Genomic DNA, 22,887 nt, shown 5'->3' on the forward strand with positions numbered 1-22,887 from the left:
CTCGCTCTAACAAGACCAATATCAACAAACCTAAGGTTACACCGCTAGATATGTCACAAACACACGCGCAATACCTGCAAGAGATGGGCATCAGCCAATGGGAGCTTAGCCACCCAGAGCGTTTGGCTGGCTACGAATCTGAATTGATTCCGCTATCGAGCGACTGCAAGTTACTATTGGTTTCGCCTGAAAAGCCTCAGGAAGATCTCGCCGTGATGTTTGAACGCGTACTTAAAAGTATTAAGCTCGACTTATCTCAGGCTTTACACCTTCAACCACAACACTTATCTGCTGTGGATTTAGGTTCGGTTGAATGGATCTGGTTTGCTGGTTGTGAATCTGCCTATGAACTGAAGGCAAAAACACTTCAATCTCCATTACTGTCTGACATTAACGGTAATAACCAACATCGCCGCGACTTATGGCAACAAATTTGTGCTTATGACTAATCAATTATTACCGACTTCAGAACAACACCTCGACGCTATTTGGCAAATTGAGCAGACCGCGCATTCTCATCCTTGGTCTGAAAACATGATCCGTGATCTTAATAGCCGTGGAGGCTGCCACCGTGTTTTAGAGGTGGATGGAGAGGTTGTCGGTTATTTCTATGCTCAGAACATTGTCGGTGAAGTGACTTTGCTTACGATAGCGGTTGACCCCAAGCAGCAAGGTAAAGGCTACGGAAAAGCTTTGGTTGAGCACTTTCTCGATATGTGTGAACAGGCTGGCGCCGAGAGTGCTTGGCTGGAAGTTCGCGAAAGTAATGTGCATGCTTTTAATCTTTACGAGAAGGCTGGCTTTAATGAAGTCGACCGTCGTCGTAACTATTACCCAACCAAGCAAGGCAACGAAGATGCGATCATTATGAGCTACCTTTTTATGTCTTTCAGCTAGTCAAGTTACGTCTTTTCGCTAACTAGATAGCTAATCACAAAATTAGCCAAAAAATAGGGTGTAAACTGACCCTTTAGAAAGTGACACGCTTTCTGTATAATCCGCACACAGAATTCAAGGGCAAGTATTATCTACTTGCCCTTTTTACGCTTTAGATCAGCAAAGGGCGACTATGTCTTTCCAACAAGAAGTGAGCAAACGTAGAACGTTTGCAATTATCTCTCACCCGGATGCGGGTAAAACCACGATTACTGAAAAAGTTCTTTTATTCGGAAACGCGATTCAAAAAGCGGGTACCGTAAAAGGCCGTGGCTCTAACCAGCACGCTAAATCTGACTGGATGGAGATGGAAAAAGAACGTGGTATCTCGGTAACTACGTCGGTAATGCAATTCCCATACAACGATTGCTTAGTAAACCTACTCGATACTCCAGGACACGAAGATTTCTCGGAAGATACGTACCGTACACTAACTGCGGTTGACTCTTGTTTGATGGTTATCGATGCTGCTAAAGGTGTCGAGGATCGTACTCGTAAACTGATGGAAGTAACGCGTCTACGTGATACACCAATCGTAACGTTTATGAACAAACTTGACCGTGATGTTCGTGACCCAATGGAAGTGCTAGATGAAGTGGAAAGCGAGCTAGGTATGGCTTGTGCTCCAATCTCTTGGCCTATCGGTTGTGGTAAAGAGTTTAAAGGCGTTTACCACATTCACCGTGATGAAACGATCTTGTATGAATCTGGCCACGGCCATGAGATCCAAGAAGTTCGCATCATCAAAGGTCTGGATAACCCTGAGCTAGACGAAGCTGTTGGTGAAGATCTGGCGAGCAGCGTTCGTGAAGAGCTTGAATTGGTTATTGGCGCATGTCCTGAGTTTGATCACGAACTGTTCCTTGCTGGCGAGTTGACTCCGGTTTACTTCGGTACTGCATTGGGTAACTTCGGTGTTGACCACATGCTTGACGGCCTAACTCGATGGGCTCCAGCACCTCAAACGCGTCAAGCGAATGAGCGTGATGTTGAAGCGACTGAAGAGAAGTTCTCTGGTTTCGTCTTTAAGATCCAAGCAAACATGGATCCAAAACACCGTGACCGTATCGCATTCATGCGTATCGTATCGGGTACTTACGACCAAGGTATGAAGATGAACCATGTTCGTACTGGTAAGAACGTGAGCATCTCAGATGCGGTAACCTTCATGGCGGGTGACCGTGCGCGTGCTGAAAAAGCATACGCGGGTGACATCATTGGTCTACATAACCACGGCACAATCCAGATTGGCGATACCTTTACTCAAGGCGAAAGCTTGAAGTTCGCAGGTATTCCAAACTTTGCGCCTGAGCTATTCCGTCGTATCCGTTTGCGCGATCCACTGAAGCAAAAGCAACTTCTAAAAGGCTTAGTTCAGCTTTCTGAAGAGGGTGCGGTTCAAGTATTCCGTCCTTTGCAAAATAACGATCTGATCGTTGGTGCCGTTGGTGTACTTCAGTTTGATGTGGTTGTAGCGCGCTTGAAAGCGGAATACAACGTTGAAGCGATTTACGAAGGTGTGAACGTTGCAACAGCACGTTGGGTTGAATGTGATGATGCTAAGAAACTAGAAGAGTTCAAACGTAAGAGCCAAGCTAACCTAGCGTTAGATGGCGGTGATAACTTGTCTTACATTGCACCAACCATGGTGAATTTGAACCTAGCTTCTGAACGTTTCCCAGAAGTTCAATTCCGAGCGACGCGCGAGCACTAATAGCAACAGTTTCACATAACACTGTTGGATAATATTAAAGCCGAATTGCTTCTAGCATTCGGCTTTTTTGTTACACTAAGAGAACACCGTTTTGATGGAGTAAAGCGTGTTTGACCTCAACTTAGTAAAGCCATTCCTATCTGTATATCAACAAAGATCGATAACAAAAGCTGCTGAATCGTTAGAGCTCACTCAACCTGCAGTAAGTGCTGCTATCAAGAGATTTGAAGTGGTCGTAGGTTATGCTTTATTTGTCAGAGTGGGTCGCTCAATAGAACCAACCTCGATGGCGCACAAATTAGCAGGCCAACTGTCAAGTGCGTTAGAGTTAATGGAAGGTGCTGTATCTAGGAAGCGAGACTTTACGGTTTACATCCCTGCTAACCTTCTCCACAAACTGCCTATGCTCAATGGCGTTCAATTAGTTGAATCCCCCATATCTGTCGATCATATAATTGAAGATATTCGATTGAATCGGGTCGACCTAGTTGTGGATACTGGTTTACCAAAGCAGGCAAGTCTAGAGTCTGAATTTGCGACTACTGACAGGCTTCTTCTTATGAGTGACCCTGAAGTGAGTAAATTTGGTGAACGAATTTCCATGGAAGAGTTTCTTGCAGCACGGCATGTAACCTTGAAGCTACTGCGACAAGATACTCAAATTGTCGACTTCCTTTCTGAAAAGAGCTTTACTCGTGATGTGGCGATTGAGGTCAGGAATCTGACTAACTTAATGTTAGCGGTAAAAGGAACCGACTATATTGCTGCCGTCCCTGTAAGTATGCTCCATTTTGCAAAAGCGCTCGGGTTACAAATTCACGAGCCCCCATTCTCAATGCGTCCGGTGGAGTTTGAGCTTGTTTACCACAAAAAGTATCAAACTAATGGGCAGCATCAGGAACTACGCGAGATGATCAAAGAGTTACTCAATAACTAAAAGTCGAAAGATAATCCGAATTCAACATAGTTATCGGCCTCTGGGCGTAAGGTATAAGTCACAGAAGGCTTGATGTATTTGAGGTTAAAGAAAATTGCTACTTCATGGTATTGGATATTGGTTCTAGCTTCATTTCTGATATGCCCAGAGTCGGAAGTAATATCGTCATTAATGTAAAAGTCTTGAGTATCTTTTTTGAATCCGATTTCTTGGTTAAATTTGTAAAGAAAGTCAGCATATTTTATTGGACTCCATAGAGCACCGACACTGTAATCAAATGTGTCAGATACTTTGTATTCCAGACATAGGTTTGGAAGGCAAGCATCGAAATCTCTATCCATATAGTTGTAGTTAATGTCGCCGATCAGTGTCCATTGTTCATGGATTAGCTTCGCGGCAAAGATTCCCGTTGTGATTTCATGCTCACTGACTTTTACCGTATTTTCAGTGTAGTACGTATTCCCTTGCCAGAAAGAGTAGCCAACACCGGCTTGCCAGTATTCTTGAGTATCAACTTCTCCAAAAACACGCAACTTATCATTGATTTGATAATTTATATCAAGAGTGGCAACCGTTTTTTCGTTGTCTGGATTTTGAGATAAGCTGACGGAAAAAATATCCGTAAAACGCTCAATAGATTCAACAAGGGTGTCATTTGCAGATGAGTAAAAAGGGAAGGTTGAAGCAAGTATTAATAGAAGGCGTTTCATATTCAAATCCCGAATCGCTTTCCTTAGCTAGTGAGTAAAAACACCCGATAATAGGAGTAACTATTATCGGGTGAGCTGGTTTAACCTAGGCTAGTTATTAGCCACGTAAACGCTGTTGAATCGCTGATTTCGCTTTCTGTAACTTAGTTGGGTCGATAGATTGAAGTTTGTTACGGTCGATGTTTGAACCATCAAACACATGGTCGTGATTCTTTGTTTGAATACGTACACCGTCGTCTATTTTTGAAACAGTCGCAACCCATTGACCGTTGGCTTTAACTAAAGAAAATTGGTCAGAAGTAACATCTCCTTCTACACGCAGTAGCGTTTTCTTAAAGTCTCCGTTACCGATGAATACGAGTTCGTCATCTTTACGTTGAACAGTACCTACCCATTCGCTGGTGTTTTCGTCGATAACGTGGATTTCGCCGTTAATGATCTTAACTGTGAGAGCTCGCTCTTCCATCTCGGGACGGTCTTCACCGAATTCAGGAGACCAACGTGGAGTATCATCAAAGTCCATGTCTGGATGCTCAGGAGATGCCGGTAGGCTAGGACGCAAGCTATCAACTACAATAGTTCCGTTGCTTCCCGTGATCTCAAAGCCACTATCCACACGCTCAACAGTTGCTAACCACTCGCCATTACCTTTAACGATGGCTGCAGTGCCGCTAGATTCTAGGTCACCCTCAACTTTTACTAGAATTTTTTCGAAGTCGCCGTTGCCACGGAAAATGATTTCACCATCTTTGCGTTGAACAGTGCCTACCCACTCGCTGGTGTTTGCGTCGATAACGTGTATTTCGCCGTTAATGATCGTAACTGTAAGATCACGCTCTCCCATCTCGGGGCGGTCTTCACCAAACTCTGGAGCCCAGCGTGGAGTAACGTCTACTTCTACGTCTGGGTTTTGTGGGAGATAATCCGTACCATTATCGCTATTTGAACTAGATGAAGTGTTCAAGAGCCCCGCTACCAATGTTGCCGAAGCAGCACCAACAGCAGCCCAGGTACCGTTTGATTGTTTTTCATAGGCTACGTCATCTAATGTTGCCGTAGTGCCTGGCGTTGCATTTGCGTATTGTTCGTTTAACTTATACTGAACAGAAGCATCAACAGCTTTCATTTGTCCATCAATAAGCTGAAGTGTTTGTTGGTTGGCTCGAACAACGTCAACTTGGGAAGCTGTAGCAAAAGTGGGTGCAGCTAACACGCCAGAAATTGTAATGGCTAAGAGTGATGCTTTCATAATGTAGGATCTCGTTATTGAATGGAGCGTCTTGCTATCAATGCCTCCTTGGCAGGTGCATCTATTATTCGTTCTTATGAGATTTTCAACAATATAGCCAGCTAGTGTTGATGTATAAATCTTATTTATGAATTTATCTTTTACGGGGCAATTATTGAACTAAGTTATTATTTGTATGTGTAGTATTGTTGTTTTTATTTATGGTTTTGCTCTCTAGAGGTTTGTGTGGGTATAGGCGAATTAGAGTGTGTTATTTGAATTCAGAGGCTTGAGGTAAGTATGTTCAGTTGGATAAAAGCTTGGATTAAGAAATACGATAAGTGGTGCGAAGAGCTTGGCTTAACGCCTGAAAATAAGCGCAGTTGTGTGGCTTATCGGCGTGATCCTCAAGGACAACAAGCAGAGAGTAGGAAAGATGACACCAGAATTAAGTGATTTTCCGCTATTTGATACCCATTGCCACGCGGACTTTGATGCCTTTGAGCAAGGTATTGATGGTTACCTAAAAGAGGCGAAACAAGCGCAAGTCGAGAAGCTTCTTATTCCTTCTATTGGCCAGAGTAACTGGGGGAAGCTTGATGAAATCGCTCAATCTCACCCCAATATTTACTACGCATTAGGCTTTCACCCGTACTTTTTAGAGCAAGCGGAGGATGAGCAATTCTCGGAACTTCACCAATTACTCTCTTCAAGGACGAGCCAATGTGTTGCGATAGGAGAGTGCGGATTAGACTTTTCTGTTGATGTAGATAGAGACAAGCAAGAGCGTTTTTTTATCCAACAAATGGAACTCGCGAAGGCATTTGAACTGCCGTTAATCATCCATGAAAGGAAGTCATACAACCGACTTATTGAGCTAATAAAGCAGCACAAATTCACTTTGGGTGGCGTGATTCACGGCTTTTCGGGGAGTGAGCAGCAAGCTTTGGTGTGGATCAAGCTCGGTTTCTATATTGGGGTCGGTGGAACGATAACTTACCCAAGAGCGCAAAAAACGCGCACAACCATCGCTAAATTGCCCCTTGAATGCTTGGTGTTGGAAACGGATGCTCCCGACATGCCTGTGTACGGGAACCAAGGAAATGTTAATCATTCCAAATATTTAGTTACGATATTAAATGAACTTATTCTGCTTAGAAATGAGACAAAGCAATCGGTTGCAGCGCAAATATGGCAAAATAGCCATCGCGCATTCGGTATATGTGAATAAAATCGAAGGTTTTTGTTTATCGTTTGCGTAAATTGCATTGAGCTTGTGATTTAGCTCACATTTGCGTGTAAATGGTACATGAATCTTGTACGAAAGTGTGAGGATGGCATTACTTTATTAGTGGTCGCATGAGTATAATTGCCTCCGCTTTATAGCCCCATTTTGTAACACGCCAATAAATAACTAATAAGGAAGTCATAAACTATGAGCCTGTTTATGAGCCTCGTCGGAATGGTTGCACTGATTGCAATCGCAGTACTACTATCTGACAACCGCAAAGCTATTAATCTAAGAACAGTGGGTGGCGCTTTCGCTATCCAATTCGCACTTGGTGCATTCGTACTTTACATCCCTTGGGGTCGTGATCTACTTGCAGGTTTCTCTGCTGGTGTAGCAAACGTGATCGACTACGGTAAAGACGGTACTGGTTTCCTATTCGGCAGCCTAGTTAACTTCTCAGTTGACGGTATCGGTTTCATCTTTGCTTTCCAAGTACTACCAACTCTGATTTTCTTCTCTGCACTTATCTCTGTACTTTACTACATTGGTGTAATGCAAATTGTAATCAAAGTTCTTGGTGGTGGTCTTCAGAAAGCTCTAGGTACTTCTCGCGCCGAGTCTATGTCTGCAGCAGCAAACATTTTCGTTGGTCAAACAGAAGCACCTCTAGTTGTTCGTCCTTTTGTTCCTAAAATGACTAACTCTGAACTATTCGCAGTAATGTGTGGTGGTTTGGCTTCTGTAGCTGGTGGTGTACTAGCAGGTTACGCATCTATGGGTGTACCTCTAGAGTACCTAGTTGCAGCGTCATTCATGGCAGCACCTGGTGGTCTACTATTCGCTAAAATCATCAAGCCTGAAACAGATACGCCAGACGATAACATCGCTGACGAAATGGACGGTGGCGATGACAAACCAGCTAACGTTATCGACGCAGCAGCAGGTGGCGCATCAGTTGGTCTACAACTAGCTCTTAACGTTGGTGCAATGCTACTAGCATTCATCGGTCTAATTGCTCTAATCAACGGTATCCTTGGTGGCATCGGTGGTTGGTTCGGTATGGAACACCTAACTCTAGAACTTCTTCTAGGTTGGATCTTCGCACCGCTAGCATTCATCATTGGTGTTCCATGGGAAGAAGCAACTATCGCTGGTTCTTTCATTGGTCAGAAGACAGTTGTTAACGAATTCGTTGCATACCTAAACTTCGTACCATACATCGGTGAGAACGCTCAAATCGTTGAAGCGACTGGCCAAGTAATGTCTGTTAAGACTCAAGCAATTATCTCGTTCGCTCTATGTGGTTTCGCAAACCTTTCTTCAATTGCGATTCTTCTAGGTGGTCTAGGTGGTATTGCACCAAGCCGTCGCCACGACATCGCTCGTATGGGTGTTAAAGCGGTTATTGCTGGTACTCTATCTAACCTGATGGCAGCAACAATTGCTGGCTTCTTCCTGTCTTTCTAATTAGTTAGAAATCGATATATAGACGCCATAATAATATCGCCCCGTAGCAAGAAATTGCTGCGGGGCTTTTTTGTTTTTAGGCCCCGTGATTTTTACAAGAGCATGGACATATGCTCGAAGTCGAAAATGGGTCTAGAATGTTTTTTTGAGATACAAACCGTTTGCGTTCTAAGGAGCACTACAATTTATTGATGGATACCTATAATGTATAAGCTTAAGGGATAGGATGTCTCTTGTTGGCAAGAAAGTAACCGCTTGGATTTATCTAAAGGTTATTCTTCTGGGATTTAGCCAAACTTAGCGATACGCTATAGATGTTAGACACAACATGACTGATTTGTTGTGCCATAGACCAAACTGGTACTGTGCGGTGACAAGGATTGCAATTGGTAGCGAAAGTTATCAAGTCTTCAGGGAACCAAGTCCGTTCATTTGTGGCTACTGAGCATTACTAAATATCCATCTATACTGGATGGAAGGCGAAGTAGTTAACTATTTGAATATATTGATCGGAGATAGAAATGAGCGATTTAAAAGCAGCAGCTCTACGTGCACTTAAACTTATGGACCTAACGACGCTAAATGACGACGATACTACTGAGAAAGTAGTGGCGCTTTGTCATGACGCGAAGACTGCAGTTGGCAACACCGCTGCAATCTGTATTTACCCTCGCTTTATCCCAGCAGCTAAGAAAGCGTTGCGTGAGCAAGGTACTCCAGAAGTACGCATTGCGACTGTAACTAACTTCCCTCATGGTAATGACGACATCGAAATTGCTGTTGCAGAAACAAAAGCAGCGGTAGCGTACGGCGCAGACGAAGTTGACGTAGTATTCCCATACCGTGCTCTTATTGCTGGCAACGAAGAAGTTGGCTTTGAGCTAGTTAAACAATGTAAAGCAGCTTGTGGTGATATCACGCTTAAAGTGATCATCGAAACAGGTGAGCTTAAAGAAGAAGCACTGATCAAGAAAGCTTCTCAAATCTGTATCGAAGCGGGTGCAGATTTCATCAAAACTTCAACAGGTAAAGTGCCAGTAAACGCGACTCCTGAGTTCGCGCGCATGATGCTTGAAGTTATTCGTGACATGGGCGTTGCTAAAACAGTTGGTTTCAAACCAGCTGGTGGCGTTCGTACAGCTGAAGATGCTCAAGCTTACCTAGCAATGGCAGATGAGCTACTAGGCGCTGAGTGGGCAGACAACATGCACTACCGTTTTGGTGCTTCAAGCCTACTGACTAACCTTCTTAATACATTAGAAGTGACAGACGAAACTGCTGATCCAGCAGCATACTAATTTACTCGTCATATTTGACGCCGCAGCGTTGTTGCCTGCGCAAGTTCCTCCTAATCACATAGAGCTTCTATGCTCATCGGAATGAACTTGCTGGCCGCCTAACTGCAACGCCAAATATTTAGAGTATTGATAACAATTAAGTCTGTTTGATGGAGTGGCGTTAAGTCACTCCATATTACCTCTTTTCCTACAAACCATACTCACTAGAGTTTGGGAGGCACTAATGTATCTACCTCAAGAAATTATTCGCAGAAAACGTGATAACGAAGTACTGACCACAGAAGAAATTAACTTCTTCATCCAAGGTGTCGCTAAAAACACGGTTTCTGAAGGCCAAATTGCTGCATTCGCAATGGCTATCTTTTTTAATGAAATGACGATGCCAGAACGTATCGCACTAACATGTGCAATGCGTGATTCAGGCATGGTGATTGATTGGAGCCACATGAACTTTGATGGCCCAATCGTTGATAAACACTCTACTGGTGGTGTTGGCGACGTAACTTCTCTGATGCTTGGCCCTATGGTGGCAGCATGTGGCGGTTTCGTTCCAATGATCTCTGGCCGTGGTTTAGGCCACACTGGCGGTACGCTAGATAAACTAGAATCTATCCCTGGTTACAACATTACACCAACCAACGATGTGTTCGGTGCCGTAACCAAAGAAGCTGGCGTGGCGATCATCGGTCAAACGGGCGACCTAGCACCTGCTGATAAGCGCGTTTACGCGACTCGTGATATCACAGCAACAGTAGATAACATCTCGCTAATCACAGCTTCAATCCTATCTAAGAAACTGGCTGCTGGCCTTGATTCTCTAGTGATGGACGTAAAAGTCGGTTCAGGCGCATTCATGCCAACGTATGAAGCTTCTGAAGAACTCGCGAAATCTATCGTGGCAGTAGCAAACGGTGCTGGCACTAAAACAACAGCAATCCTAACGGACATGAACCTAGTTCTAGCGTCTTCTGCGGGTAATGCAGTCGAAGTACGTGAAGCGGTTCAATTTCTAACAGGCGAATACCGTAACCCACGTTTGTTGGAAATCACGTTAGCGTCGTGTGCGGAAATGTTGGTGCTGGGTAACCTAGCAAAAGATTCAGATGAAGCGCGTGAAAAACTGATGGCAGTACTGGATAACGGTAAAGCAGCAGAGTGCTTCGGTAAGATGGTAGCGGGCCTTGGTGGTCCAGCAGATTTCGTAACGAACTACGATAACTACCTAGAAAAAGCAGAAATTGTTAAACCAGTGTACGCACTCGAAAGCGGTGTAGTATCAGCGATGGATACGCGTGCAATTGGTATGGCAGTCGTTGGTATGGGCGGTGGTCGCCGCGTAGCAACAGACAGCATTGATTACGCAGTCGGTTTTGATCACTTCATTCGCCTTGGCGAAGTAGCAAGTGACGATAAACCATTAGCAATGATTCATGCTCGCAATGAACAACAGTGGCAAGAAGCTGCGATGGCATTACAAAATGCAATCACTGTGGGCGGAGAATATACAGCAACGCCAGACGTTTACCGTCAGATTCGTTCTGAAGACGTGTAAATAACAGGTATCGGTATACCTCGCGTATACCGATAAACAGAGTTCTGGTGCAAAGAGCAATAAGTTGGTGAAGAAAATGAAAAGAGCATTTATTTTAGTTTTAGATTCATTCGGTATCGGTGAAACAGCGGATGCTGACACATTCGGCGATGTAGGTTCGGATACAATGGGTCACATTGCTGACCATTGTGATCAAGGCCTTGCAGACAACGCGGATCGTAAAGGTCCACTAACGCTGCCAAACCTGTCTAAGCTAGGTTTAGCGATGGCTCACAAAGAGTCTACAGGTCGCTTTGCTCCTGGTATGGACGCAGACGCTGAGATCATTGGCGCTTACGGTCATGCTGCTGAGCTGTCTTCTGGTAAAGACACGCCATCAGGTCACTGGGAAATCGCAGGTGTACCGGTATTGTTTGACTGGGGCTACTTCACCGACAAAGAGAACAGCTTTCCAAAAGAACTGACTGACCGCATCCTTGAGCGTGCTGGTTTATCTGATTTCTTAGGTAACTGCCACTCATCGGGTACAGAAATCCTAGATAACCTAGGTGAAGAACACATGAAGACTGGCCTGCCAATCTTCTACACTTCTGCAGACTCTGTTTTCCAGATCGCATGTCATGAAGAGACATTCGGCTTACAAAACCTATTAGACCTTTGTCAGATTGCTCGTGAAGAGCTAGCTGATTACAACATTGGTCGTGTTATCGCTCGTCCGTTTATTGGTGCTGGTAAAGGTCAATTCGAACGTACTGGTAACCGTCGCGACCTTTCTGTTGAGCCGCCAGCGGCGACTGTTCTTCAGAAGCTGGTTGATGAGAAGGGCGGCAACGTTCACTCGATCGGTAAGATCTCTGATATCTACGCAGGTTGTGGTATCACTCAGAAAACGAAAGCGACAGGTATCCCTGCACTATTTGAAGCAACTAAAGAAGCAATCACTGAAGCGGGCGACAACACTATCGTGTTCACTAACTTCGTTGATTTCGACTCAGCTTACGGCCACCGCCGTGATGTTGCTGGTTACGCAGCGGCGCTTGAGTACTTCGATGGTCGCATCAATGAAATCATCGATATGATGAAAGAAGATGATGTGCTTATCCTGACAGCAGACCACGGTTGTGACCCAACATGGCCGGGTTCAGACCATACTCGTGAGCATATCCCTGTGATTGTTTACGGTAACAAGGTTCCAGCAGGCTCTCTAGGTCGTCGTGATACCTTCGCTGATATTGGTCAAAGCTTAGCGTCATACTTCGGCACATCGCCAATGGGATACGGTACAAGCTTTTTATAATAGTTAGTTAGTTAGAGAGAGGGAAACCTCTCTCTTCTTTTTTGTTTTGAGATTAAGGATATTTTCAATGGCTACTCCACATATTAACGCTGAAATGGGTGATTTCGCTGACGTAGTTCTAATGCCAGGCGATCCGCTACGTGCTAAATACATTGCTGAAACCTTCTTAGAAGAAGTGGTTCAGGTGTGTGATGTTCGTAATATGTTTGGTTACACCGGTACTTACAAAGGTCGTAAGGTGTCAGTAATGGGGCACGGTATGGGCATCCCATCTTGTTCTATTTACGCGACTGAACTGATCAAAGACTTTGGTGTGAAAAAGATCATTCGTGTCGGTAGTTGTGGTGCAGTGAGCGAAGATATCAAAGTGCGCGATGTGGTTATCGGCATGGGCGCGTGTACCGACTCAAAAGTGAACCGCATTCGCTTTAAAGGCCATGACTTCGCGGCTATCGCAGATTACAAAATGGTGCGCGCGGCAGAAGATGCAGCCAAAGCTCGCGGTGTGGACGTCAAAGTCGGCAACCTTTTCTCTGCTGAACTGTTCTACACGCCAGATCCTGACATGTTCGAAGTGATGGACAAATACGGCATCGTCGGCGTCGAGATGGAAGCGGCCGGTATCTACGGCGTTTGTGCCGAATACGGCGCAAAAGCTCTGACGATTTGTACTGTTTCGGATCACATTAAAACAGGTGAGCAAACCACATCAGATGAACGTCAAACGACCTTCAATGACATGATGGTGATTGCACTCGATTCTGTGCTTCTTGGTGATCAAGAGTAAGAGTTGCTTTGTGGTTTAGGTCGTTTCTAGCTCTCAAATAAACATAGCTAGCCAAACCAACAGATAACAAAAAACCCCGTCGCTGCCTGAGCGTCGGGGCTTTTTATTGGTAATGATTTATTACTGAGTGCTATTTCTTGGATTCTGAAGGCTATGTGATTTCAATCGAAATAATTCATCTTGCCTAATCCGAGGTTTTTATTTCATGATTCCAAGGTCAAAAGCCCAAGGTCCAAGGCTCTATGACAGAGCTTATGAGTTTGCATTCTTAAGCAGTAAGTTCTCACCCGACTTAGTTTGTCGTCTGCGAATCAGCATGATGAACAACACACCACTGACGAAGCCCATCAAGACCATGCCGATCATGTAACGATCACTCTTGCGATAGTGGTGATCAGAAATCGCCGTCATTTTACCGGTTTCGAAGGTCACTCGAATAAAGCCGATGATGGTTTTTTCTGGCGAGTAGATAGGTTCAACTAACTGCTGCCTGCCGATACTTGCTGTTGAAAGTGGCGTGTCTAAGCCAAGAACCTCACGTACCGAGAGTGCTTTCTCGCTTGAAGCCAGTCGAATCCCCTCTGCATCATAGATAGTGGTATCGAATACCAGTCTATCTTGAGAAAGCTGATTGGTTAGCTCAAGCAACCGTTCTTGATCTTGTTGTGTGATCGCTTTGCTGGCCGAAAGCGAGGCCTGCGAGATAAGTAATTTAGTCAGCGTTTCTAGCTGCTTTGCTTGGATCTTCTCGTTACCTTTACTGATCACGACCGTATTTTTAATCGTTACAACGAACATAGTAGCCAGCAAAATGAGGGCTAGCATTCGTAAAGCGTTACGTATTGAGAACAATGATTCATTCATGTTTCACGAAGCCTGAAATAAACAAATGTTATGATTAAGACATATTGAGACTTGCGTTTTCAAATTGCAATAGGTTAACGTTTAGCATAGTTAATTAGGAATCATACACATGGACGCTCAGAAATATCTGCCGATTAAAAGGCATACAACATTATTAACTCGACTCCCCGAGACTCGTTTCGCTTCTCAACTCGCTAAAGCCAAAGCCAACTGGATTATATTTGGCGAGTACTTGTCTCCTCAATCTTTTGATGACATCGACTTTTTCACCGGCACTTACAACACCATTCTTGATACGTGGAAAGTTGGGCATTATGAAGTGGCATTGATGTCTGGAAATTTAACCCCAGCGCACGAAGAAATCCTACAGGCCTTAAAGCTTGATTATGCTTGCCTTAGCGAGGTCCCAGACTTATCTAAGCCAGGTTTGATTGTGATGGATATGGATTCCACAGCGATTCAGATTGAATGTATTGATGAAATAGCAAAGCTAGCAGGTGTTGGAGAGTTAGTCTCTGAGATCACGGAGCGAGCGATGCAAGGTGAACTCGACTTTGAACAGAGTTTACGCCAGCGAGTCGGCGCACTTAAAGGTGCCGATGAAGCTATCTTAGAACAAGTTCGTCAGTCATTGCCTTTCATGCCTGATTTAGTAGAACTCGTGAACACACTGAATAAGCTGGGTTGGAAAACGGCGATTGCGTCTGGTGGCTTCACATACTTCTCTGATTACTTAAAAGATACGCTTGATCTTGACCATGCTCAGTCAAATACCTTAGAAATCGTTGACGGCAAACTGACAGGTGAAGTGTTAGGCGATGTTGTTTCGGCGCAGACCAAAGCGGATATCTTGGTAGAACTTGCTGAAGAGTATGAACTGGAACTGCACAACACGGTTGCTGTTGGTGATGGTGCCAATGATTTGGTGATGATGCGATCTGCAGGCTTAGGTATTGCCTACCATGCGAAGCCGAAAGTAGAGCAACAAGCTCAAACCGCTGTGCGTTACGCAGGTTTAGGTGGCGTGCTGTGTATCTTGTCTGGCGTATTAGCTAAGCAGCAAAAAATCAGCTGGCAAGCGAAGCCTTAGTCATCTTCGGTAAGCGCTAAACAAGAGCGAATTTACAACGGATACAAAAAAGCAGGCGATGAGCCTGCTTTTTCTATTTTTGTCTCTGGAATATGCCTGAACTAGAAGCTTGGATTAGCGAGTCAGCTCTAATCGAATTAATACTTCATCAGTAATATCTTCTATCTCGCCATAGCCGATAAAAGCGGTAATTTCGTTCTCTAGCTTTTTCGCTTGATGCATACTGATTCGAGATAGCTCTTCTAAGTCTGACTGGAACAAGCTGGTCAAAGGATTGAAGATAGGCGCTGTCGTAACTCGCAATACATACACATCACCTAAGTGCTGTGCCTTCTTAATGAATAAGATCCGTTCTTTGGCAGACGCGAAATCTTTGACCAATTTAGTGTGCACAGATTGGATCTTATCGCCAAACTTAACCGCAGCAATGTACACATCATGATGCTTAGGCTCAGCACCTTGAATTTTTTTCAAAGGCTCCGCCAATAGCGAATTAGAGTGGCCTTTGAAAATCGGTTCCAGTGAAAACTTTTGGTTATGGCCAAGCTTAGCGAGCAGCGCTAGATGTTTATTCAGTGGGAAGTTCACACCAATGATCTTACAACGCAGTGTTGAGCTTGGTTTATCAATGAATATTGGGTTACTGACCATCTTGCTCAACAGGATATTATGCAGAGATTCAAGGAGCGAGTGGGTTGGTAATATCTCTTGTTTCTTAACCAGCTTACTTTGGTTTTGATCAATCAGGCCATTTAAGAATGCGATGGTACGCATTGTTTTTGCGTTTTCAGCGATAACCAATTGCACATTACGACCGTTGGGGCTCACTCGAATAACATGATAAGGAACCGTGCTGAGCGGTAGCTTTTTGTCATAGAGTTGCAGCTCATTGAAGTTCACCAACACAGGGTCATTAATCTTCAAAACCATTGGGTGTTCAAGGGTAACGCTAAGACCACGTTTAGAAATGTCTAAGGTGTTTCCATTCGCAGCCGCTCCGTCTTGAGAGGTCAGTTGCAGCGGCGATTTGAATTGGTATCTCGGTTCTTTACGGCGAGTTTGAGAATCAAAGTAGATACTTTGAATATTGCCTACTACTGCGCGTGGATGACGGAATCGATTCAGTTCACTGCTTGGAATACGTGGCTTTTCACTCAATAGATAATCAGCAGCACTTTCGTGATCGCCAATCTCTTGCAAGATGCCACAGTGCGTCAGTTGCGCTGAGCTTTGAGCCAGCGTATCTGAGTGTTTCGCGAGTGCTTGTCTTTCGGTATCTGATAGTTCGAATACCGAGAACTTAAACGCTTTCCAACTGGCGCGTTTGCCACCTATGTGCCAAAACAGCTGTCTTTGCTCACGAGAGGCTTCAGGTAGCATCATCGAATAGAACAAAGTCTTATTTTGATGCTCATGAGTAAACGAATAGATGACGTTACTTGTACCTTTAACGCCAGGCTTAGCAAGCAAGTTCATTCGTTGTTCGTTAAATAGAGTCCCGAGCGCTTGCTGGTTTCGCTCATCGTGCCAGTATTGCCACAATGGATGGTTGTTATCGGTTAGCAACGCCAGTTTAAGCTCGCTACCACTAAAGAACAGCGGAAGGTTACAGGTGTGCTTGAGATAGGTATGTTCGATGCCTCGAGTACGAGTTCGAATAAACCGGTCTTGATTCTCGTGACTGGTTTTCTTGCTAGAGCTATTCAAAGATTCATCAAGCAAGCGAGCAACGAGGCTTGAATCGCTAATCTTGATCGTTCTCAGGAACTTAACAGCATTATTTTCGTAAGATTCGTCAATGCCCAGCACTCGAAATTCCACGATGTCGTTTCTGTCTGTTTCCAAAGACTTCTCAACAAGCTCTGTGAATTTTACTTCGATGATTTCGCCAAGGTTATATCTAAAGGCACTTGGTACTTTGAATTTGGCACCTGAAGGAGAAATGTCGACTGTCACACCGTGTAGGCTTTGGCCTTTGGATGTGGTGATCTCAACCTGAGAACTGATCTTGAGTCGGTTTTCTTGACGTTTTAGGTCATAACCAAGGTTGATAGCCTCGGCTTCATAAGGGCTATTCGCACTGGTGATGTCGTTGTTGTCTTGGGAAGACGTTTTAACAATATTACGAAGCGGTTGAGTTCGCGGGGTCATGACTAGCTCCCACGTGCCTTCGGTATAGCCTTTAAACTTTTTGGTACCACGCTGATACGCATTTAACGCAATGTCATCAAGCCAGTGCTTACGTCCATCGAGCGTAAACTGACGGCACTCATTATCAATACGTCCGCGTAAATCAATGCTCTTTGTACACGGAGCCATGATACGATTCAGTTCCATTTTAACGAGCAATTTCAGAGACGGGGATTCACCTTCTGTCATTTGAGAAAGAAGGAAGTCGAAATCCTCAGCGTGATAGGCTGGGATGAGTCGCTCTGCTACAGATAGAATTTCAGATTGCTGCATACTTTTCTTGTTAGAATGGACGGTACGTTTATGTTATCGACTAGTTTAAATCGATCTTTAAGTATAAGTGGTATGACTGCAACTTTTATTTTCACCCGTACGGTCAAATAAGTCACAAATTGACAACATCATTGTGTAACTGAGTAAATTATTGAGGTTTTATGGCTAAGGCAAAACGAGCTTATGTGTGTAATGACTGTGGTGCTGACTTTCCACGTTGGCAAGGACAGTGCAATGCATGTGGTGCTTGGAACACGATTACCGAAGTTAGGTTAGCGGCTTCACCTCAAGTTGCGCGTAATGAACGACTCAGTGGTGGTTACGCGGGTGGTGCAACGGAATCTTCGGTTCAAACTCTCTCTGAGATTGATCTACAAGAAGTACCTCGTTTTAGTAGCGGCTTCAAAGAGCTCGACCGCGTACTTGGTGGCGGCGTCGTTCCTGGTGCTGCGATTCTGATCGGTGGTAATCCCGGTGCAGGTAAATCAACCCTGTTATTGCAGACCATGTGTCAGCTTTCTTCGCAATTACCGACTCTCTATGTCACTGGGGAAGAATCCTTACAGCAGGTAGCGATGCGAGCGTCTCGACTTGGCTTACCAAAAGAGCACTTAAAAATGCTCTCTGAAACGAATGTCGATAAAATCTGTCAGGTCGCTGAAAAAGAACAACCTAAGATCATGGTTATAGACTCGATCCAAGTAATGCATGTCGCTGATGTTCAATCGTCGCCAGGCAGTGTTGCTCAAGTTCGTGAGTCAGCAACGGCATTAACGCGCTACGCGAAACAAAACAACGTTGCTGTGTTCTTAGTTGGACACGTAACTAAAGACGGCACACTGGCTGGCCCAAAGGTACTTGAACACATTATTGACTGTTCCGTGCTGTTAGATGGCGGAACCGATAGCCGTTTTAGAACGCTGCGCAGTCACAAGAACCGTTTTGGTGCGGTCAATGAATTGGGTGTGTTTGCAATGACAGGCCAAGGCCTTAAAGAAGTCAGCAACCCATCAGCCATTTTCCTTTCTCGCGGTGAAGAAGAAACATCAGGCAGTTCAGTGATGGTGGTTTGGGAAGGGACGCGTCCACTTCTTGTTGAAATCCAAGCGCTGGTGGACTATTCGCAGCTGGCAAACCCGCGTCGTGTTGCGGTTGGTCTCGAGCAAAATCGACTTTCATTGTTATTAGCAGTGCTGCATAAACACGGCGGCTTACAAATGGCTGACCAAGATGTGTTTGTGAATGTCGTTGGTGGTGTTAAAGTAACCGAAACCAGCGCAGATCTAGCATTAGTGATGGCGTTACTTTCTAGCTTTAGAGACCGAGCACTACCGAAAGATGTGGTTGTGTTTGGTGAAGTAGGCCTTGCAGGTGAGATTCGACCAGTACCAAGTGGACAAGAGCGTTTGAATGAAGCGTTTAAGCATGGTTTTAAGAGGGCGATAGTGCCTGCTGCGAACATGCCTAAGGGCGGCATTCCTGGAATGCAGATCCACGGGGTCAAAAAATTATCAGAGGCAATTAATGCTTTTGATGAGTTGTAATTGAGCTCACTTCAGCTACTCTATACAGCAGAAAATCAGTCTAACTTGAACGCTAATTGCGCTTTAGGTTAGCACTAAACCTAACAATCAATTAGATTGTTTCTACAGATTGCCTTTTCGTTTTTGTTACGAAAAGGCAAAGTTTTTTAGTCCCAAATGCATGCAAAGCTATCAGTCCTCACAGATTGTGATATACTCTGCGCGCATTTTATATCCTATTAACAGAGTAAGACAATGGCAGATTTATCGAAATACAGAAACATTGGTATTTTCGCGCACGTTGATGCGGGTAAAACAACTACCACTGAGCGTATCCTTAAGCTAACTGGTCAGATCCACAAGACTGGTGAAGTACATGATGGCGAATCAACTACTGACTTCATGGAACAGGAAGCTGAGCGCGGAATTACTATCCAATCAGCAGCTGTAAGCTGTTTCTGGAACGGTCACCGTCTAAACGTTATCGATACTCCTGGACACGTTGACTTCACAGTTGAAGTATACCGTTCTCTTAAAGTACTTGATGGCGGTATCGGTGTATTCTGTGGTTCTGGTGGTGTTGAACCACAATCAGAAACTAACTGGCGCTACGCTAACGAATCAGAAGTATCTCGTCTGATCTTCGTTAACAAACTAGACCGTATGGGTGCAGATTTCTACAACGTTGTTGACCAAGTTAAAAACGTTCTAGGCGCAACTCCTCTAGTTATGGTTCTACCAATCGGCCGCGAAGATGAATTCGTGGGTGTTGTAGACCTTCTAAGCCGTAAAGCATACGTTTGGGATGACACTGGTCTTCCTGAAAACTACGAAATCCTAGATGTTCCTGCGGACATGGTAGACGACGTAGAGCAATACCGTGAAGAGCTAATCGAAACTGCTGTAGAGCAAGACGATGACCTAATGGAAGCTTACATGGAAGGTGAAGAGCCTTCTATCGAAGACATCAAGCGTTGTATCCGTAAAGGTACTCGTGACCTAGCGTTCTTCCCAACTTACTGTGGTTCTGCATTCAAGAACAAGGGTGTTCAAATCATCCTTGACGCTGTTGTAGATTACCTACCTTCTCCAACTGAAGTTGATCCTCAACCTCTAATGGATGAGAACGGTGAAGAAACTGGTAAGCACGCTATCGTTTCTACTGAAGAAACGTTTAAAGCTCTTGCATTCAAAATCATGGATGACCGTTTCGGTGCTCTAACTTTCGTTCGTATTTACTCTGGTAAATTGAACAAAGGCGACACGATTCTTAACTCATTCACAGGTAAAACTGAGCGTGTTGGCCGTATGGTTGAGATGCAAGCTGATGACCGTAACGAACTAACTAGCGCACAAGCTGGTGACATCATTGCGATCGTTGGTATGAAGAACGTGCAAACAGGTCACACTCTATGTGATCCTAAAGATCAAGTAACGCTTGAGCCAATGGTTTTCCCAACTCCAGTAATCTCTATCGCTGTATCTCCAAAAGATAAAGGCGGTTCTGAGAAAATGGGTATCGCGATCGGTAAAATGGTTGCAGAAGATCCATCTTTCCAAGTTGAAACTGACGAAGAAACTGGCGAAACTATCCTGAAAGGTATGGGTGAGCTTCACCTAGACATCAAGGTAGATATCCTTAAGCGTACTTACGGCGTTGACCTAACAGTTGGTGCTCCTCAAGTTGCTTACCGTGAAACTATCACTCAAGCAATTGAAGATAGCTACACGCATAAGAAACAGTCTGGTGGTTCTGGTCAATTCGGTAAGATCGATTACCGTATCAAGCCTGGCGAACCTGGTTCTGGCTTTACGTTCTCTTCAAAAGTTGTTGGCGGTAACGTACCTAAAGAATTCTGGCCTGCTGTTGAGAAAGGCTTTGCTGGCATGATGGAAAACGGCGTACTAGCTGGCTTCCCTACGCTAGACGTTGAAGTTGAACTTTACGATGGTGGTTTCCACGCAGTCGATTCATCTGCAATCGCATTTGAAATCGCAGCGAAAGGTGCATTCCGTCAATCTATGCCTAAAGCTGGCGCGCAACTTCTTGAGCCAATCATGAACGTTGACGTATTTACTCCAGAAGATCACGTTGGTGATGTTATCGGTGACCTTAACCGTCGTCGTGGCATGATCAAAGATCAACAAGCTGGCGTAACTGGCGTTCGTATTAAAGCTGACGTACCACTTTCAGAAATGTTTGGTTACATCGGTCACCTACGTACAATTACTTCAGGCCGTGGCCAATTCTCTATGGAATTCGCACAGTACTCTCCATGTCCAATGAACGTGGCAGAAGAAGTAATCGCTAAAGTTAAAGCAGAAAAAGAAGCTGGTAAGTAATTAGCCCTTTTCTAAATTAACTAAAAAAGCCCCGCAAGTGAAAGCTTGCGGGGCTTTTTGTTTCTTGTAACATACTACGAGATACGAGATACGAGATATGATGTGGCCCCTAAAAAGTAGACACAGGGGTTTGATTGATTAGCTCAACATTCATGTGATTAGCCCCGTACTAAGTGAATACGGGACAAATTTAGATAGAGCTAAAAAGAGAGGGACTAGCGTTTCAAATCAATGTAAATCTGCTCTACTTTGGTACGAGCCCAGTCTGTTTTACGCAAAAACTTTAAGCTAGATTTAATGCTTGGGTCTTTTTTGAAACAGTTGATGTTCACCATGTAACTCAACTCTTCCCAACCGTAATGTTCAACCAATTCTGTCAGTAGCTTCTGTAGAGTGATACCGTGAAGTGGATTATTGTCTTGTGTCATGAGATGTTCTCGCCATTTATTTGAGCTCAGTATATCAGTTTCGCTTTATGAATTATCAGACCATTTCAGCTCGTAATCTGTCTCGATAATAGAAAGCTCTTCTCGACCTTTATTTCCAAACAACTGAACCTGACTTTGCATCCAAGCTTCAAAGCGTTTGATTTTCTCGCGATGAAAGTATCCCGCAGGTGCACACAAGAAGTAATTGTATTTGGGCTTAAGTGCGATGTTACCTATCCGTACCAACTTCTTTTCCTGCAAATACCGATAAACCAAGCTGTGCTTAACCAGTGCGACACCTTGAACGGATAACGCGCCTTCTAAAACAAAATGCGAACCATCAAATTGCAGTGATGAACGTCCTGCCTTTGCTCCAACAACATCTAACCATAGATTCCAATCCATATCAGGCCAGCGGTCTTCAATTAGCTCAGCTTTGTGTAGATCGTCGATGTCATAAATACCATGCTTCTCTTGGTAGATAGGGTGGCAGACAGGGTAAACCACTTCGTCCATTAACCAACGTGATTCAATGTTTGGATAATTACCATGACCATATCGAACGCAGACATCGACATTAGAGTCTTCAAACGTCACAAGCTTGTTGGTCGGTTCAATCAGCATGGATAGATCTGGGTGACGATCGCGAAAGTCACCAATTCTAGGTACCAACCAGTGTTGGGCAAATGATGGCACGGTCGAAATAGACAATTGAGTAGGGTTTGGGTCTTGGTTAATTCGCCTTACACCATCTTGAATGTGGGCAAAGCCTTTCTTAGCTTGCAGGTAAAGCACTTCACCTTCATGAGTGAGTACTATTTTTCGGTGCTGACGAATAAACAAGTCTGCACCTAACCACTCTTCAAGTTGGCGAATTTGTTGGCTGACGGCAGCCGCCGTGACAAATAGCTTTTCTGCTGCGAGCTTAAAACTGCCAGTTTCAGCTGCAGTATAAAAATAGTAGATCCCTTGGAATGGTGGGGTGCGTTCTCTCACATTAGTTTTCCTTAACTGAATGC

Annotated in this window: 20 protein-coding genes; 14 read left to right on the forward strand and 6 right to left on the reverse strand. The window is 44.4% G+C overall.

Annotated elements, in window-relative coordinates; translation table 11 throughout:
- Positions 1-50 precede the first annotated feature (50 nt).
- From BCT49_RS20335 to BCT49_RS20350, 4 genes are all read left to right on the forward strand, one after another.
- Positions 51-449 (forward strand): DNA polymerase III subunit psi, encoded by a 399-nt coding sequence (locus tag BCT49_RS20335; protein ID WP_102437813.1) that lies wholly within the window; start codon positions 51-53, stop codon positions 447-449.
- Positions 442-897 carry a ribosomal protein S18-alanine N-acetyltransferase gene (rimI, locus tag BCT49_RS20340; RefSeq protein WP_102437778.1) on the forward strand — a complete coding sequence of 152 codons (456 nt, stop codon included), beginning with the start codon at positions 442-444 and terminating at the stop codon, positions 895-897. Before BCT49_RS20335 ends, rimI begins: the two co-directional genes overlap by 8 nt.
- A 172-nt stretch (positions 898-1,069) precedes the next feature.
- Positions 1,070-2,650 (forward strand): peptide chain release factor 3, encoded by a 1,581-nt coding sequence (gene prfC / locus BCT49_RS20345; protein ID WP_012604694.1) that lies wholly within the window; start codon positions 1,070-1,072, stop codon positions 2,648-2,650.
- Between the two features lie 106 nt (positions 2,651-2,756).
- Positions 2,757-3,587, forward strand: coding sequence for a LysR family transcriptional regulator (locus BCT49_RS20350; RefSeq protein ID WP_102437780.1), 831 nt, complete (start codon positions 2,757-2,759; stop codon positions 3,585-3,587).
- Here BCT49_RS20350 and BCT49_RS20355 read toward each other — a convergent pair.
- Both BCT49_RS20355 and BCT49_RS20360 read right to left on the reverse strand, forming a co-directional pair.
- Complete coding sequence (locus tag BCT49_RS20355; protein ID WP_102437782.1) at positions 3,584-4,297, reverse strand: hypothetical protein; 714 nt, start codon at positions 4,295-4,297, stop codon at positions 3,584-3,586. The two genes, BCT49_RS20350 and BCT49_RS20355, sit on opposite strands and share 4 nt — an antisense overlap.
- A 97-nt stretch (positions 4,298-4,394) precedes the next feature.
- Positions 4,395-5,546, reverse strand: coding sequence for a hypothetical protein (locus BCT49_RS20360; RefSeq protein ID WP_102437783.1), 1,152 nt, complete (start codon positions 5,544-5,546; stop codon positions 4,395-4,397).
- Positions 5,547-5,825: 279 nt separating this feature from the next.
- Here BCT49_RS20360 and BCT49_RS25725 point away from each other — a divergent pair, with 279 nt between their 5' ends.
- The 7 genes from BCT49_RS25725 to deoD all read left to right on the forward strand — a co-directional run bounded on the left by BCT49_RS25725 (position 5,826) and on the right by deoD (position 13,157).
- Positions 5,826-5,981 carry a DUF5363 family protein gene (locus tag BCT49_RS25725; RefSeq protein WP_157938617.1) on the forward strand — a complete coding sequence of 52 codons (156 nt, stop codon included), beginning with the start codon at positions 5,826-5,828 and terminating at the stop codon, positions 5,979-5,981.
- Complete coding sequence (locus tag BCT49_RS20365; protein WP_102437784.1) at positions 5,962-6,756, forward strand: TatD family hydrolase; 795 nt, start codon at positions 5,962-5,964, stop codon at positions 6,754-6,756. Before BCT49_RS25725 ends, BCT49_RS20365 begins: the two co-directional genes overlap by 20 nt.
- A 204-nt stretch (positions 6,757-6,960) precedes the next feature.
- A complete protein-coding gene (locus BCT49_RS20370; RefSeq protein WP_017108773.1) occupies positions 6,961-8,223 on the forward strand; it encodes a NupC/NupG family nucleoside CNT transporter in 1,263 nt (420 codons plus the stop codon).
- Positions 8,224-8,744: 521 nt separating this feature from the next.
- Entirely contained in the window at positions 8,745-9,521 is a 777-nt protein-coding gene (deoC, locus tag BCT49_RS20375; protein WP_017080007.1) for a deoxyribose-phosphate aldolase, read from the forward strand.
- Positions 9,522-9,744: 223 nt separating this feature from the next.
- On the forward strand, positions 9,745-11,073 hold the full coding sequence (gene deoA / locus BCT49_RS20380; RefSeq protein ID WP_102437786.1) for a thymidine phosphorylase: 1,329 nt from the start codon (positions 9,745-9,747) through the stop codon (positions 11,071-11,073).
- Between the two features lie 76 nt (positions 11,074-11,149).
- Positions 11,150-12,370, forward strand: a complete 1,221-nt coding sequence (locus BCT49_RS20385) for a phosphopentomutase (RefSeq protein ID WP_029224167.1) — start codon at positions 11,150-11,152, stop codon at positions 12,368-12,370.
- Between the two features lie 67 nt (positions 12,371-12,437).
- Positions 12,438-13,157, forward strand: coding sequence for a purine-nucleoside phosphorylase (gene deoD / locus BCT49_RS20390; protein ID WP_029225895.1), 720 nt, complete (start codon positions 12,438-12,440; stop codon positions 13,155-13,157).
- 252 nt (positions 13,158-13,409) lie between these two features.
- On the opposite strand, the gene BCT49_RS20395 is transcribed toward deoD, so the two are convergent.
- Positions 13,410-14,021 (reverse strand): YtjB family periplasmic protein, encoded by a 612-nt coding sequence (locus BCT49_RS20395; protein WP_102437788.1) that lies wholly within the window; start codon positions 14,019-14,021, stop codon positions 13,410-13,412.
- Between the two features lie 109 nt (positions 14,022-14,130).
- On the opposite strand from BCT49_RS20395, the gene serB reads away from it, so the two are divergent.
- On the forward strand, positions 14,131-15,111 hold the full coding sequence (gene serB / locus BCT49_RS20400; RefSeq protein WP_102437790.1) for a phosphoserine phosphatase: 981 nt from the start codon (positions 14,131-14,133) through the stop codon (positions 15,109-15,111).
- A 114-nt stretch (positions 15,112-15,225) separates the two neighbouring features.
- On the opposite strand, the gene BCT49_RS20405 is transcribed toward serB, so the two are convergent.
- A complete protein-coding gene (locus tag BCT49_RS20405) occupies positions 15,226-17,574 on the reverse strand; it encodes a PilZ domain-containing protein (RefSeq protein ID WP_102437792.1) in 2,349 nt (782 codons plus the stop codon).
- Positions 17,575-17,735: 161 nt separating this feature from the next.
- On the opposite strand from BCT49_RS20405, the gene radA reads away from it, so the two are divergent.
- Together radA and fusA are read left to right on the forward strand one after the other, a co-directional pair.
- Positions 17,736-19,118, forward strand: coding sequence for a DNA repair protein RadA (gene radA / locus BCT49_RS20410; RefSeq protein WP_102437794.1), 1,383 nt, complete (start codon positions 17,736-17,738; stop codon positions 19,116-19,118).
- A gap of 234 nt (positions 19,119-19,352) precedes the next feature.
- Positions 19,353-21,440, forward strand: coding sequence for an elongation factor G (fusA, locus tag BCT49_RS20415; RefSeq protein ID WP_017106964.1), 2,088 nt, complete (start codon positions 19,353-19,355; stop codon positions 21,438-21,440).
- 215 nt (positions 21,441-21,655) lie between these two features.
- Here the strand turns inward: fusA and BCT49_RS20420 are convergent, their stop codons facing one another.
- Together BCT49_RS20420 and BCT49_RS20425 are read right to left on the reverse strand one after the other, a co-directional pair.
- Positions 21,656-21,868 carry a VF530 family DNA-binding protein gene (locus tag BCT49_RS20420; RefSeq protein WP_012604684.1) on the reverse strand — a complete coding sequence of 71 codons (213 nt, stop codon included), beginning with the start codon at positions 21,866-21,868 and terminating at the stop codon, positions 21,656-21,658.
- A 45-nt stretch (positions 21,869-21,913) separates the two neighbouring features.
- Positions 21,914-22,864 (reverse strand): LysR substrate-binding domain-containing protein, encoded by a 951-nt coding sequence (locus BCT49_RS20425; RefSeq protein WP_102326217.1) that lies wholly within the window; start codon positions 22,862-22,864, stop codon positions 21,914-21,916.
- Positions 22,865-22,887: the final 23 nt, after the last annotated feature.

This window comes from Vibrio lentus, from assembly GCF_002875945.1.
Taxonomy (GTDB): domain Bacteria; phylum Pseudomonadota; class Gammaproteobacteria; order Enterobacterales; family Vibrionaceae; genus Vibrio; species Vibrio apostichopi.